Annotated in this window: 9 protein-coding genes; all 9 read right to left on the bottom strand. The window is 34.4% G+C overall.

Features of this window, described 5'->3' with window-relative positions:
* Window positions 1–2: 2 nt before the first annotated feature.
* Window positions 3–4,334 (bottom strand): CusA/CzcA family heavy metal efflux RND transporter, encoded by a 4,332-nt coding sequence (locus tag IPI31_12875; protein ID MBK7568707.1) that lies wholly within the window; start codon window positions 4,332–4,334, stop codon window positions 3–5.
* A gap of 530 nt (window positions 4,335–4,864) precedes the next feature.
* The gene (locus IPI31_12870; GenBank protein ID MBK7568706.1) at window positions 4,865–5,830 is read right to left on the bottom strand and encodes a hypothetical protein; all 966 of its coding nucleotides are present in this window, start codon (window positions 5,828–5,830) and stop codon (window positions 4,865–4,867) included.
* An 86-nt stretch (window positions 5,831–5,916) separates the two neighbouring features.
* Complete coding sequence (locus tag IPI31_12865) at window positions 5,917–6,702, bottom strand: T9SS type A sorting domain-containing protein (protein MBK7568705.1); 786 nt, start codon at window positions 6,700–6,702, stop codon at window positions 5,917–5,919.
* A 49-nt stretch (window positions 6,703–6,751) separates the two neighbouring features.
* A complete protein-coding gene (locus IPI31_12860; protein ID MBK7568704.1) occupies window positions 6,752–7,858 on the bottom strand; it encodes an efflux RND transporter periplasmic adaptor subunit in 1,107 nt (368 codons plus the stop codon).
* Between the two features lie 4 nt (window positions 7,859–7,862).
* On the bottom strand, window positions 7,863–9,104 hold the full coding sequence (locus tag IPI31_12855; protein MBK7568703.1) for an efflux RND transporter periplasmic adaptor subunit: 1,242 nt from the start codon (window positions 9,102–9,104) through the stop codon (window positions 7,863–7,865).
* Window positions 9,105–9,163: 59 nt separating this feature from the next.
* Window positions 9,164–10,444: a TolC family protein gene (locus IPI31_12850; GenBank protein ID MBK7568702.1), complete on the bottom strand. Its 1,281-nt coding sequence runs from the start codon at window positions 10,442–10,444 to the stop codon at window positions 9,164–9,166.
* A gap of 19 nt (window positions 10,445–10,463) precedes the next feature.
* Window positions 10,464–12,362 (bottom strand): efflux RND transporter permease subunit, encoded by a 1,899-nt coding sequence (locus IPI31_12845; GenBank protein ID MBK7568701.1) that lies wholly within the window; start codon window positions 12,360–12,362, stop codon window positions 10,464–10,466.
* 7 nt (window positions 12,363–12,369) lie between these two features.
* Window positions 12,370–13,632: an efflux RND transporter permease subunit gene (locus IPI31_12840; protein ID MBK7568700.1), complete on the bottom strand. Its 1,263-nt coding sequence runs from the start codon at window positions 13,630–13,632 to the stop codon at window positions 12,370–12,372.
* Between the two features lie 216 nt (window positions 13,633–13,848).
* On the bottom strand, window positions 13,849–14,736 hold the full coding sequence (locus tag IPI31_12835) for a hypothetical protein (GenBank protein MBK7568699.1): 888 nt from the start codon (window positions 14,734–14,736) through the stop codon (window positions 13,849–13,851).
* Window positions 14,737–14,802 lie beyond the last annotated feature (66 nt).

The raw sequence follows: 14,802 nt of genomic DNA, 5'->3' as shown, positions 1-14,802 counted from the left end.
ATTTATTTATTTATAAAATAATTGATATTAATAATTGTTTGATTGAGATCTTCTAAGGCTTGCAAATAATTGAATTGTCGGTTAAAATATTCTTCGTTTGCGAATATTAATTCAAAATAACCAATTTCACCTGCCGAATAAGCTGTTTTTGCAGTTCTTAATATTTCTTCTGCTTGTGTTAAACCTGTTGACTCCAAATATTGAACAGTTGTATTTGCTATTTCATACTGTAGGTTTAATTGTGCTAAAGCAGATATAAATTGTATACTTTCATTTTCATAATTTACCAGAGCTATTTGTTTTTGTGTTTCAGCAGCTTTTATTTGAGCTGTATAACTCCAAAAAGCGATCGGGACACCTATGCCAATGCTATATCCTTTATATCCGGGATCAATACCAAATAGATTTTGATTAAAATACCTGAAACTAAAATCAGGCAACAGATTATTTTTAGCCAAGCTTTTTTGGTAGGATGCCAATTCAATTTGTTGTTGGTAATAAGATAGGAATGGATGGCTCATATTTAGCGCAGCATTATCAAAGGATAATCTTGTTACTTTAGAAACATCTGGCAATACGATAAAATCAACCCGCATAAATTGCTGCAATTTTGATTGCGCAATAATGATCTCTGTTTCGGTATTCGAATATTCCAGATTTACTTCTTTGCGTTTTGCTTCCGCAGAAATTTTTTCTAAATAATTCGTTTCTCCTGCATCGTATCTGGCCCTAGCTGCTTCCTCATAATTTGTATATAAACTATCTTTTTTTTGTAAAATTTCCTTTTTATTTACTGCAAATATCAAGTCAAAATAGGCGCTGTTCACTTCTTTCGCAAGATCCTTTTGTGTAAGCGCCAATACCGTTTCACTTATTACAATATTTTGATTGTTTATTTTGTTTTTTGTTATATAGGTGGTTGGAAATTCAATTCCTTGTTGAATTCCTATTTTTAATATCCCATCGTCGGTATTCCCAAGTATATCTTCATTTTCAAAAAACAGTTCTGTTTTTGGCAAATTAAAACTGGTTTTTTTTAATTGTTGATTTCTTATTATCTCTAATTCAGCGGCTTTAATTTGTGGGTTATTTCTCAATGCTATATTTACAACTGAATCAAGAGGCAATTGAACAACGTTTTGTGCGGAAATTTTTTCTGAAATAAATAAACCATTTATCGCAAAAAAGGTTACAATTGCAGCTACTGGTATTTTGCGTTTTCGTTTGCGATTAAACAAAATGTAAAGCGCAGGTAAAACAATTAAAGTAAGTGCAGTAGCCGAAATTAATCCACCGATAACAACTGTGGCTAGTGGCCGTTGAACTTCTGCACCCGCACTATTCGATAGAGCCATTGGAAGAAATCCCAATGACGCAACACTTGCCGTCATTAAAACCGGACGCAAGCGAATCATTGTTCCTTGTCTTACCCTTTCATAAATGTCGTGAACACCTTCCTTAGCCAGTTGATTAAAAGTACTAATAAGCACTATTCCATTTAAAACAGCAACTCCAAATAAAGCAATAAACCCAATACCTGCCGAAATACTGAAAGGCATATCTCTCATCCACAGCGCAATAACACCACCAATTGCCGATAGTGGTATCGCAGTAAAAATTAAAAGCGCTTGTTTCATCGAACTGAATGTAAGATATAATAGAATTAGAATCATTAATAAGGCTACAGGGACTGCAATTGTTAAGCGTTGCGTTGCTTCTTTTAAATTTTCAAATTGGCCTCCGTAGGTTACATAATATCCAATAGGTAATTTAACATCCGCTTCAATCTTTTTCTGCATATCCTCCACTACACTTTGAACATCTCGATCTTTTACATTTAATCCCACTACAATTCTGCGTTTTCCATCTTCCCTGCTAATTTGAGCAGGCCCAAGTTTATAGATCACTTCTGCTACTTGTTGCAACGGAATTTGTCCTCCATTTGGCAATGGAACAAATAATGTTTCCACATCGGTAATATCTTTTCTATATGCAGAATCCAAACGAACAACCATATCATATCGCCGCTCGTTTTCAAAAACAATTCCTGCAGGTTCACCGGCAAAAGCTGTTTTAATGATCTTATTTACATCTGAAACATTTACCCCATATTGCGCTAACCGATTTCTGTCATAAGTAATACTAATTTGAGGAAGTCCGGAAACTTTTTCCACCTGCGGCGAACCAGCACCTTCAACAGTCGCAATTTCCGCTGCAATTAAATTAGCATACTGCAAAAGCGTATCCAAATTTTCCCCGAATAATTTAACGGCAATATCCTGCCTAACCCCGGTCATTAATTCGTTAAATCGCATTTGAATGGGCTGGTTACTTTCAAAAAATACACCCGGTATTTTTTGTAATTCTTTCATCATTGTATCCGCTAATTCCCAATAATCATCTGTAGTTGTCCATTCGCTTTTATCTTTTAAGATGATCATCATATCCGTTGCTTCCGGGGGCATAGGATCTGTAGGTACTTCGGCACTACCTGACTTAGCAATTACCTGTTTCACTTCCGGAAACTGTAAAAGCACCTTTTCAACCCTTTCGTTATTTTTTACACTTTCTGACAGTGAACTCCCCTGAGGTAATATAGAATGAAATGCAAAATCACCTTCTTCCAAAGTAGGAATAAATTCGCCACCTAATGTATTATATAGCATAACTGCGCCAATAAATAAAGCCAAAGAAACTGCAACAACTCCTATTTTAAATTTAATGGCAAATTCAATTACCGGTTTGTAAGCACGCTGAATTGCTTTCATCATTTTATCAGAAATATTTTCTTTATGTTCAGTTTTTCTTGATAAAAATAATGCACTCATCATCGGCACATAGGTAAGCGATAGGATGAGTGCACCAACTATTGCAAAACCAACCGTTTGAGCCATTGGTCCGAACATTTTTCCTTCAATGCCTCTTAAAGCAAGAATCGGCAAATAAACGATAAGGATTATGAACTGTCCAAAAGTAGCCGAGTTCATCATTTTACTTGCACTTTGATAAACTTCATTATCCATCTGATCACGGCTGAGTTTTTTAATTCCAACATGATGATGTTTACTTTGTGTTATGCGGTGTAAAATACTTTCAACAATAATTACGGCGCCATCTACAATTAACCCGAAGTCAATTGCTCCAAGACTCATTAAATTTCCACTCACTCCGAATAATTGCATCAGGGCAACGGCGAATAACATTGCCAGCGGAATAACGGAGGCAACTATAAGTCCGGCTCTCACATTCCCAAGAAATAAAACAAGAATAAATAAAACAATTAATGCTCCTTCCAGAAGGTTTTTTTCTACGGTTGCTATGGCACGATTTACCAGAGATGTTCTGTCTAAATAAGCATCAATTACAACTCCTTCAGGTAATGCTTTCTGAATAATTTCCATTCTATCTTTAACACGAGCAACGACATCACCACTATTTTCGCCCTTCAACATCATAACAATTCCACCTACTACTTCACCCTCACCATTTCTAGTTTGAGCACCATAGCGGGGAGCAAAACCAAATTGCACTTTTGCCACATCTCTGATTAACACTGGCATTCCAAGGCTATTTGTTTTAACAACTATATTCCCAATATCATCAAGACTCGTTACCAGCCCAACGCCTCTGATATAATAACTGCTTTGTTGTTTTTCGATATAAGCACCACCTGTATTTTCATTATTTTTTTCCAGGGCTTCAAATATTTCAGGAATCGTAATATTCATTGCTTTTAATCGCATCGGATCTACAGCCACTTCATATTGTTTTAAAAAGCCTCCAAAGGAGTTTACTTCAGCAATTCCAGGTGTGCCAATCAACTGTCGCGCTACTATCCAATCCTGCATACTGCGGAGATCCATTGCAGTAAATTTATCTTCAAAACCTTCAGCAGGATGCAATACATATTGATAAACCTCCCCCAGCCCCGTGCTTACAGGCGACATTTCAGGAGTCCCGATTCCGGCTGGTATTTGCTCTTCTGCTTCTTTTAATTTTTGCGATACCAGTTGCCGGGCAAAATAAATATCAACTTTATCGTCAAAAACGATTGTTACAACACTTAAACCAAAGCGACTAACACTCCTTATTTCTTCAATATCAGGGAGATTACCCATACTTCGTTCAATTGGTGCAGTTACAAACTGTTCCACTTCTTGTGTGGCGAGTGTTGGTGTTGTAGTTATTACCTGCACTTGATTATTTGTAATATCAGGTACGGCATCGATCGGTAGATTAATAAGCGAAATGGTACCCCAAATTATGAGCGCGAGCGTCATAAACCCGATCGCGAGCTTATTTTTAATAGAAAATTGAATGATTTTATTGATCATAATATAATTAATAATTATAAATGAGAATTGAGAATTAAACCCTACATGAAGTGGAGTAAATGATTTGTGTAGAATTTAGAGTATGCACTGAATACAACTAAAAACAATTGCATCCATTCACAAAATTTTTAGCACAAAATCAAAAAAAAATTAGCTGATTTTTGGAGGCTGCCAAATACCGGGATAGTAGTTGAAGAAGTATTCGGACTGATATGTATTAGATGATTCCGGAATATTTGTTTCTATTTCCGAGTAAGAGTCTATCAATTGACAAATAGCAGATGAGCTGCAACAATTACAACTGCAAAAAGGTGGACAGACGTCCTGATGCGCCTCATGATCTTCCTGCGCTTGGTCAAAAGAAAATGTGATCACATTTTCTTCAGTATGCAAATCAGTGCAAGGTACCAAAGTTAATGTAAGAAGAAAAAGAGAGAAAAAGAGGACTATTTTCTTACGCACAGCGCAAATATAGAGAAAACCATTGGGAAAACCAAATTTTAACGAAATTTAGCTTTTGGTAAATGTTATTATTTTATGTTGTCAATTATAGGAGGAGCTAACTTACTAAAGGGTAAAAATCGATAGGAAATACCCGCGGTTATCAGATATTGAGAAGCAATCTGGGTCCCATTAACATATTGATAAATTGGGAATTCACTCAGGGCATAAATGATAAATTGTTTTTTGGAATAGGTAATTTGTGGTGTAACAAAAATTTTCTTACTGCCTGTTGAAGTAGTAGAGTAGTTATAATATCCATAAAGGTATAAATCCGGATTCACCTTCATTTCATCTATCCACTCCCCTCTCATCTGTAGAATTAATCCGAAATTATCGAAAACAGTTTTGCCTGCATATAATCCCAAACTCGCGTAATCGCCGTTCTTCTCGCCTAACGAATTCCATCCTTTATGAATATAGGTCAAATTAGAAAAAAAGTTAACCTTTTTAGCAGGATACCCATGAAACAAAAATCCATAAAAAATAAAATCATTAGACCCTGACGAAAGTTGCACAGCTGGAGGTTTACGAATATAATATACATCGCCCGAAAAGGGTTCGATTTGCCTTAATGAATCATCATGACTACCAATTGGTATTTTCCATCCCAATCCGATTGTGACATCTGTATTTGATCTTTCACCGGTATGGTTATAAATATTATATCTTGGAAAAATTACGATATCTGCCAAGCCGGATGCAGTTATTGTATCTCTTTTATCAAGACCTACTTGAGATTTGTCGATATAATAACCGGATTCTAACGAAATTGTAAGATTTTCAGAAACTCCATAAGCTAATCTTAAATACAAATAATTGCTTGAATATTTGTCCAAATAATTGACATCTGCAGTATCACCACTTAAAAATTTAGTGCTATATACATTCTGATAATTCAAATTTAATTCAGCCTGGTCCTTTTGCAAAACTCCTTGGGATCCGTCGCCTGCTATCGGACTTCCGCTTCCGGCGGCACAGCATTGGGCGTTCATTTTAAGAAAGCTGAAGATAGTTAAAAAACACACGCATGATATTTTTTTACATAACAACATAAATATTTACCGCTTGGACGAAAAACTTACAAATTAAATTTAATTATTTTAACTTCATTGTCAAACATAAAACGAAGAAAATAAATTCCCTGTGAAACAATACCCATATCGATAGTATTCTCATGACTTCCAGATGATTCAAATTTAGGAGAAATACTATTTACAATCTGCCCTTGTGCATTAATAATTTGATAACTTATTGAACCTGAATAAGGAAGTTCATAATTTACCGAAATTCCGTTCGTAGTTAAAATCGCAGAAATTGCAAGAGAAGCTATTACATTATTTCCCGAAAGTCCTGTTCCTTCATCACTAGCCAATGCATCTAAAACTGCTTGTTCCAGATCGTCCACATTACCCGCTGCTGCACCATTTTTATTAAAATATACAATATGCTCCGATCCTCCTAATACTACCACCTTAGGCATGCCCGCTGTTCCGTAATCAGCCATTGAAATATCACCTGAAGCAAATACATTCAAATTAGGACCAATGCCATTGGTCTCACCCCAGTTAGTTAACACGGTGCAGTCAGTATCTCCATAGTCATCAACAAGGTAGTATAAAATTCTACCCGGATTAATTGCTTCATAACTCTCTGCAATATTATATGCTGTTAAGGAACTAGAGATACAAGCTCCGCAAGGCATTACCCATGCAATAATTACTACTTTCCCATTATCCAACTCATCAAATAGGTCATAAGATATCCCCTCACAGTCGTTGGTTGTAAAATTGGTAGCGATTGTTTGCGAGAAAGATGTTGACAAAACATTGGTTAAAACCAAAATACTTAGTATATTTTTTAGCATAAAATAAATTTGTATATCAAAATTATAAAATAAAGGGCAGTTTTCCAACTTACATTGTCATTCCCTCATGTCCTTCCATAGGATTGGTGCCCATCCTGAATAAATACTCACTATATAACAAATATGCTCCTGAAATAACCACTATATCTCCTCTTTTGAGACCTGATCTAATTTCTGTAAATTCATCAGTCTCGATTCCAGGTTCGATCATAATTAACTCAAATTGTTTGTCCCCGGTTTGAACCCAAACAGATGCTCCCTTTGCGTCCCTTATAATAGCATCATTTGGCAAAGACAAAACGTTTATTTTATTCAACAAAATAGAAGCGTTTATTTGCATTCCGGGAGTTAGTTTACCCTCTTTATTCTCAATTTCCAACCTAAGAACATTAATTTGTGAAGTTGCATTTAATTCAGGATTAACAAAACTTATTAATCCACTTGTTTTAAACCCTGAAATTCCCGGAATAAAAATAGTAGCTGTCAAATTTTTACTAACCTTATCCAAATTATCCGCATAAATTTGAACATCAGCCCAAAGTTCTGTAAGGTCTGAAATGTGATATATAGATTCACCTTGCATAATATAACTACCCTCAGAGTTGTCGATTGAAGTAATAATACCCGAAACACTACTAAAAATAGTAATTACATCGGCAACGAATTCGGCGCTTTCAATTTCTTGTATTTGTTTATTGGATAAGCCATACAATACTAATTTGTTTTTAGCTGCAGAAATAATTGCATTAACATCAACAGCCTTAAAATCTAACGCCTTTTTCTTTGCCGTTGCAAGTTTATACTCTTTGATTGAAAGCTGTAAATCCTCACTATAAATATCATAAAGGGGTTGTCCAATAATTACCTGATCCCCAATATTTTTAAAATACAAATTTTCAATTCGTCCCATTACCCTTGAACTTATTGAAGTAATATTGTTTTGATTTATTGACAAAACTCCCGTCAATAACAATTCATCGCCCAATACCTGCTCCGTTAACGAATCGGTATGGATATTCCCCAGTTGCATTTGAAGATCGCTTAAAATCAATCCTTTAGTATCTGGCGGAATAGTCTCAATAGATCCATTTTGTTTTTTCCCGTTACAAGAAAAAACAAAAAACGCAGAAAACAATATTAAAATTACTCTAACCATTTAACTACCTACTTATTTTAACAAAACTCTCACTATCAATTAACATTTGAGCATTTAGTGCTATTTCATCCGATTCTGATATTCCAGAAATGATTTCTATTTCTTCTGCAGTTTTTATTCCGATATTAACTAGTGTGGACTTAAAAGCACCATCCACTTTCAGAAAAACTACATTATTATTACCAAGATTTAAAACTGAAGAATTTGGTACAAAGATACCTTCTTTCATTCCGCTATTAATTTTGGCCTTTAATAGAGTTCCGACAATTAATTCTTTGTTCATATTATTTAGATAAACTCGCGCAATAGTTGTTTGCAGTTGTTCTGATAAAATCGGTTGAATAAAATCTATTTTAGCCGCAACTTTTAAAGTGTCGCCTTCATTTGTATAAAGTGCTACTGTTTGACCTACCTTGATCAGCTCAAGATCATCGCTATAAACATTCAAGTCCACCCATAAATCACTAATATCATAAATATTAAATATGGTTTGTCCCTTTTTTAAATACATACCTTCACGAATACTCAATTCTGTATCGGAAGCCAAATTACTTTCTTTCATTCCAGAGTTAATTTCGGATTTAACTATGTCATGTAAATGGCCGGTGTAAGGGCTAAAGATTGTAACTGATTGTGAAACAATTCTGGAAACTTTTAAAGCATTAACTTGAGTTTGTGAAAAGCCAAGTAATAACAATCGCGTTTCCACTGATTGTAAAATTGATTCGTTCGACGCATCATTTTTTAAAAGAAATAGGTAATTTTCCTGTTCAGTTACAAGTTCCTGACTATAAATATCCATGAGCTTCTGTCCTTTCAATATTGGTTGATATCGAAATTTGACATATAACTTTTCAATACGACCAGAAACTCTTGCAGATACAGTGTTAATATTTCTGGTATCGTAATTTATAACACCCGATGCATTAATTTCCACTTTTATTTTATCTCTTTTCGGAGTTGTTGTTTTAATTGAACTCACTACATATTGATTTACAGGCTTTAATAAGATTGCCAGATTTTCATTGTTAATTGATTCACCGTTGTGTATTTTTTCAACTAATTTCATTCCGCATATAGGACATAGAGTTGGTTCATTCCTAATTATTTGAGGATGCATTGGACAGGTATAAATTTTTTGTTCACTATTGGATTGTGAATCATATTCGTTTTTTTCAACTCTGTTGTTACAAGAGTAAAAAGAAAACGATAATATAAATAGTATATTGATAATTTTGCTTACCATCGTAAATTCTTTTTTATTTCAAAATACAGTTTATTCCTTTTCATAGTGACATCTTTTCTTTAATTCAGAGGTAATTGCAATTGTTTTTCATATTCTATTTGAAGGGCTAGCAGCTCCATCAATTGATCGTAATAACTAAGTTGAATAAGCTTATAATTTTGCCAAGCATCTAAAACCATAAATAATTCTTCTGTGTTTTGTTCATAAGCCAAGAGGCTTAATTCGTAATTTTTTTTCATTGCGGGCATTATATTATTTTCATACAGCTCTAATTGTTGTTTTTTACTTTGAAGCATTATTTTAAGGTTCTGCATATTGCCACTCACTTCATTTAATAATATTTGTTGCTGAGCCTTCAAAGCATCAATTTCAAAATTTAAACCTAACACAGAAGACTTATACATCTTAGATGACCAGGGGACAATTGGAATGCTTACCATAGCCATAAGACTAAATTGTTGCGGATCAGTTCCAAAAGGAACCATATGATCAAACTTAATTCCAAAATCGGGAAGCCGTTTTGAATATTCGAAAATCTGTTTAGATCTTAATACTTCAATATTTTTTGAAATAACTTTATAATCACTTCTATTATTGCTAATAATTGAGGTGTCAATCATTATTTTTTCATAACTCTCAATTGAATAGGTTGAATCAACTTCAAATAAAGTGTTTACACTTCTATTCAACAAGGTATTAAGTTCATTCCTTTTCTGACTAATTTCCTGATCAATCATAATTTCCATTAATTGAATATCTCCCAACATACCTTTTGCTTTATAGTAAGCATTTAATTTATCCATCCCGTAGGTATATCGCAGTTCAGTAGATTTTATAAGATAATTTAGTAAGGATTCGCTTTCATTGATTACTCTTATTTTTTTCTTAAGTATTACCCATTCGTAATAACTCATTTTTGCCATGGAAAAAAGCTCATATCTTGCAAAATTTTTCATTTCAAATTCAGCACCTGACATATTACTCATATAATCCGAATTTGCTTTGAGTTTTGCCGGATTCGTAAACATTTGTTCTGCTGAGATCATGAAATTTCCCATACCTTGCTGATTATTCATAACATCCTGAGTCCACATTTGAGGATTATAAGGAGTCATGAAAAATCCCACACCTACACGGGGAGGGTCAAATGAATAAGCTCCGGTGGCATAAGCATCGAGGGCCTTGATCTGTGCATCATACATTTGCAATTCCGGATTATTAATTTCTATAATTTTAAGTATGCTGTCAATTGTCAATATTTGCGCTTTAATATTTGTAAAATAAAAAAGTAAAGAAAAAATAGTTATAAACCGAATTGCAATATTTTTAAAAGTATTCATATTCAATAAATTTTGAATCTTAATTTTTAAACTCCTCTATAACCAGTTTACCATGTTTTTTTAGTTCATACTCCCTAACCATTGCGTATAAAACCGGCAATACAATAAGAACAAATAACGTGGAGGTTATTAATCCAAAAACAAAAGGTATGGTTATTGGTTTCATAACATCACTTCCTGTTCCTGTTGCTAAAAGAATTGGCATCAAACCGATTATATCAACCAATACCGTCATTAGCTTCGGTCTCAATCTTAATGCTGCACCATCATAAATAGCATTTTCTACCTCTTGTTTGGAAATTATTGTATTTTGATTATTGTTTTCACGAACCTTTTTAGCTACCGAATTATTTAAGTAAACAAGCATTAAAACTCCAGTTTCCACAGCTATTCCAAATAAGGCAATAAAGCCTACAGCAACAGCTACTGAAAAGTTAACATCAAAAAAATGTAGAGAATATGCACCACCTACCAACGCAACAGGTACAGCGGCAAGTACAATTAATACTTCACGAAAAGTGTGAAAGGTAAAGTACAAAATAACTATAATAATTACCAGAACTAGCGGTATTATCATCTTCAATCTCTCTTCGGCTCGCACCTGATTTTCATATTGACCACTCCATTCCAAAAAATAACCTTTCGGTAATTTTAATACTTCTTCTTCAAGTTTTTTCTTTGCATCATCAACGGTACTCCCTAAATCCCGGCCTCTAACATTAAATAAAAGTGTTCCTCTTAACATTGCATTTTCGGAGTTAATCATTGGTGGACCTTCTGTTATTTTAATATCCGCAACAGCAGAAAGTGGAATGGGTCCGTAATCCATTGTCTGAATCTGGAGATCATCCAGCTTTTGAATTTTATCCCTATAATCCTGCGCGAACCGAACATTCACACTAAACCTTTGCCTCCCCTCTACTGTAGTAGTCACGTTCATTCCCCCAATAGCTGTTTCAATAAACATGTTTACCTCATCCACGGAAAGTCCATAACGACCTAGCTCCTGTTTACGAATTTCAATATCGATATATTTTCCACCCACAATAGGCTCTACATATAGGTCTACAGCACCCTCTATACCCTCCAATTGTTTTTTGAATTGTTGTGCAAGTTTATTTATAGTATCTAAATTCTGTCCATAAATTTTCACTCCCACGTCTGTGCGTATGCCTGTGGAAAGCATATTTATTCGATTTATAATAGGTTGGGTCCAACCGTTAATAACACCCGGAATCTGCAACTTGGAATTTAGTTCATTAATTATGCTATCTTTTGTAATACCTTTTCGCCATTCCTTTTCCGGTTTTAACAATATGATTGTTTCTATCATACTAATGGGAGAATTATCTGTTGCAGTATTTGCACGTCCTGCTTTGCCTAGAACATTTTGTACTTCAGGAATTGTCATTATTATTTTATCCTGAACCTGCATAATCCGTTTTATTTCAGAATTTGAAACATCAGGCATTGTAACCGGCATAAATAATAAGGACCCTTCATCTAAAGGAGGCATAAATTCTGTACCGAGATTTAAAACAAGTGGCATGCTGCCAACAACCAGTGCAATACTTAAAATAATAGTTGTTTTTTTCCATTTCAAACACCATCGAATTATTGGAGAATAAATCCAAATAAAAAATCTGGAAATCGGATGTTTACTTTCAGGCCTTACTTTCCCTTTCAGAAATATAGTCATTAGTACAGGAACAAGAAATATCATCACTAACGCCGAACCAATCATCGCGAAAGTTTTAGTCCAAACCAGTGGCGCAAAAAGTTTGTGTTCTTGTCCTGTAAGAAATAATATTGGACTAAAGGAAACCAACGTAATTAAAATAGAATTAAAAACTGCCTTTCCAATTAACTTGGAGGACGATTCAATTCTTTTTTTTCTTTCTTCGTTGGTTATCATCATAATTTATTTAATTTGTTTCATCACTTATTGTTTTCATTGCATTTTCCACCATTACAATTCCTGCATCCACTAAATCTCCGATTGCAAGTGCTACTCCCGCAAGCGACATGATATTTGAGGTTATTCCAAACCAACTCATCATAATAAACGCGATCAAAACGGATATTGGAATGGTAATTACTACTATAAGTGCACTTCTGGCGTGTAACAAAAAGATGAAAAGCACAATGGCTACAAGAATTATTTCTTCTATCACAGCTTTTTTTAAGGTATCAATTGTTGCATCAATCAAATTTGATCGATCATAAGCAACTTCAAATTTTACTCCGGGTGGCAAACCCTTTTCTATATCCTCCAATTTTATTTTTACTCTTTCAATTACATCCTTTGCATTTTCACCATAACGCATGATAACAATACCTCCTACTTTTTCTCCCTCGCCATTTTCTTCTATGATCCCCAATCGCAGATCTCCACCCATCTGCACTGTTGCAACATCCTTTACACGGATAGGAATTGAATTTACTGTTTTCAAAGGAATATTTTCAATTTCATTAATATCTTTGATATAACCTAATCCACGAATAATATACCCAATATCTGATTGTTCAAATTTTCTTCCACCTACATCATTATTATTTGCTTTAACCTGATTAACAATATCCATAAGTGGAATATTGTAATACCTTAGCTTATTTGGGTCAACTACTATCTGATATTGTTTTTCGAATCCGCCAAATGAAGCTACTTCACTAACGCCCTCAACCGTCTGAAGTCCAAACCTAACATACCAATCCTGTAATGCTCTTAATTCACCCAAATCGTAACCAGGTGCGTCCAATGTATACCAATAAACATGACCTAAACCGGTTCCGTCGGGCCCCAATGTTGGAATAATACCTGCAGGTAACAACCTTTGGGCGTAATTTAAACGTTCCAATACACGAGTACGAGCCCAATAAATATCTGTATCATCATCAAATACCACAAATACAAAACTCATCCCGAACATACTGCTGGCACGAATATTTTTAACTTTAGCAATACCTTGTAAATTACTAACCAATGGATAGGTAATTTGATCTTCAATAATTTGAGGGTTGCGGCCCATCCATTCTGTAAAAATTATTACCTGGTTCTCAGAAAGGTCTGGGATTGCATCAACTGGTGTATTCTTGACAGAGTAAATACCATACACAGTTAGGCCAGCTGCAAATAGCAGGACGATTATTCTGTTTTTAAGGGCCCATGTGATAAAATAATTTACCATTATAGCTAGCCTTGAAATTAAATACCAATATTAAGAATCCAAACTTGGTTACATATTAAAGTTACACAAAATATCCAAATATAGGTCAATGTGCAAAGGAGTTAAATCACCCTAAATAATGTTTGTAGTCATTTTTCAGGATAAAATTGAAATACACAAAAGCTTTGACAAAGACATTTGAATTGAATTCATTTTATAAAGCCCAAGCTTAATTTTTTAATGTAAATGCACAGGTTCTTCCTTTTCTTCGTGTTCGTGCTTTGATTTATGCTCATGTTCGTGTCCGTCACCATCTGGGACATCAAAAACGAAATCTACAGTATGTAATTTTCCTTTATATTGAAATTGTATCCAACCCCTGAACATCCCTGATTCGGGAAATTCTGTATGTAATGTCAACTGTTCTCCTTTCAGTTCTGGATGCACATGTAAAAATTGTTTTGTATCTTCACTAATGATCACCATATGTGCCTTTGCTCCAAGATAATTATCGAGTGTATTGGCATCAATTATTTTTCCGTTCTGTGAAATGGTTGATGTAAAGGTAATTGCATGATCAGATTCGATTTTATTCTGATCAGGAATTAACTTCACTACAAATCCATCCACCTCGGCGGATAGCCGTTGCATCGCATACTCCTTTTTAGCATAATCTTTTCCTGTAACATTAATTTCCTTTCTTTCCAATTGTTGTACTGCACCCTCAGGAGCATAATCAACAAAAACCACATAATCACCACCGAAATTAAAGGTGAATGGAACTGTATATTCTTGAGTACCGGATTGCGACGGATGAATATGATAAAATAAGGAGAGATCGTTTTTCACAATAATAACATGCATTTTTTTATCATGCAAAGTTTGCAGTTCCACAGTAGCTTTTGGATCAGAACTGATCCTTGGAGTTAATTTTATCACAGTTTCCTTTCCTGCAGAGATCCCTTGTTCAAATATGGTCTCCATAAAATATTCTCCCGTATTAACTATTGATGAAGTATCGACAGGTTCCTGTTTAACTTCCTCGGGTTGTAGGGATTTTGATTTACATCCGCCAAAAATTAACAGCAAAGCGCAAACACTCATTATTATTCTATTTTTTTTCATTTGATTTTTTTTATTGATAATTAGGTATTGTATCTGATTTTTAGAGTTAAAAGACCTGCTAAGTTG

Source organism: Bacteroidota bacterium (genome assembly GCA_016706865.1).
GTDB lineage: Bacteria > Bacteroidota > Bacteroidia > Chitinophagales > BACL12 > UBA7236.
The sequence above is the reverse complement of the archived record's forward strand: the minus strand, read 5'-3'. Positions and strand labels throughout refer to the sequence as shown.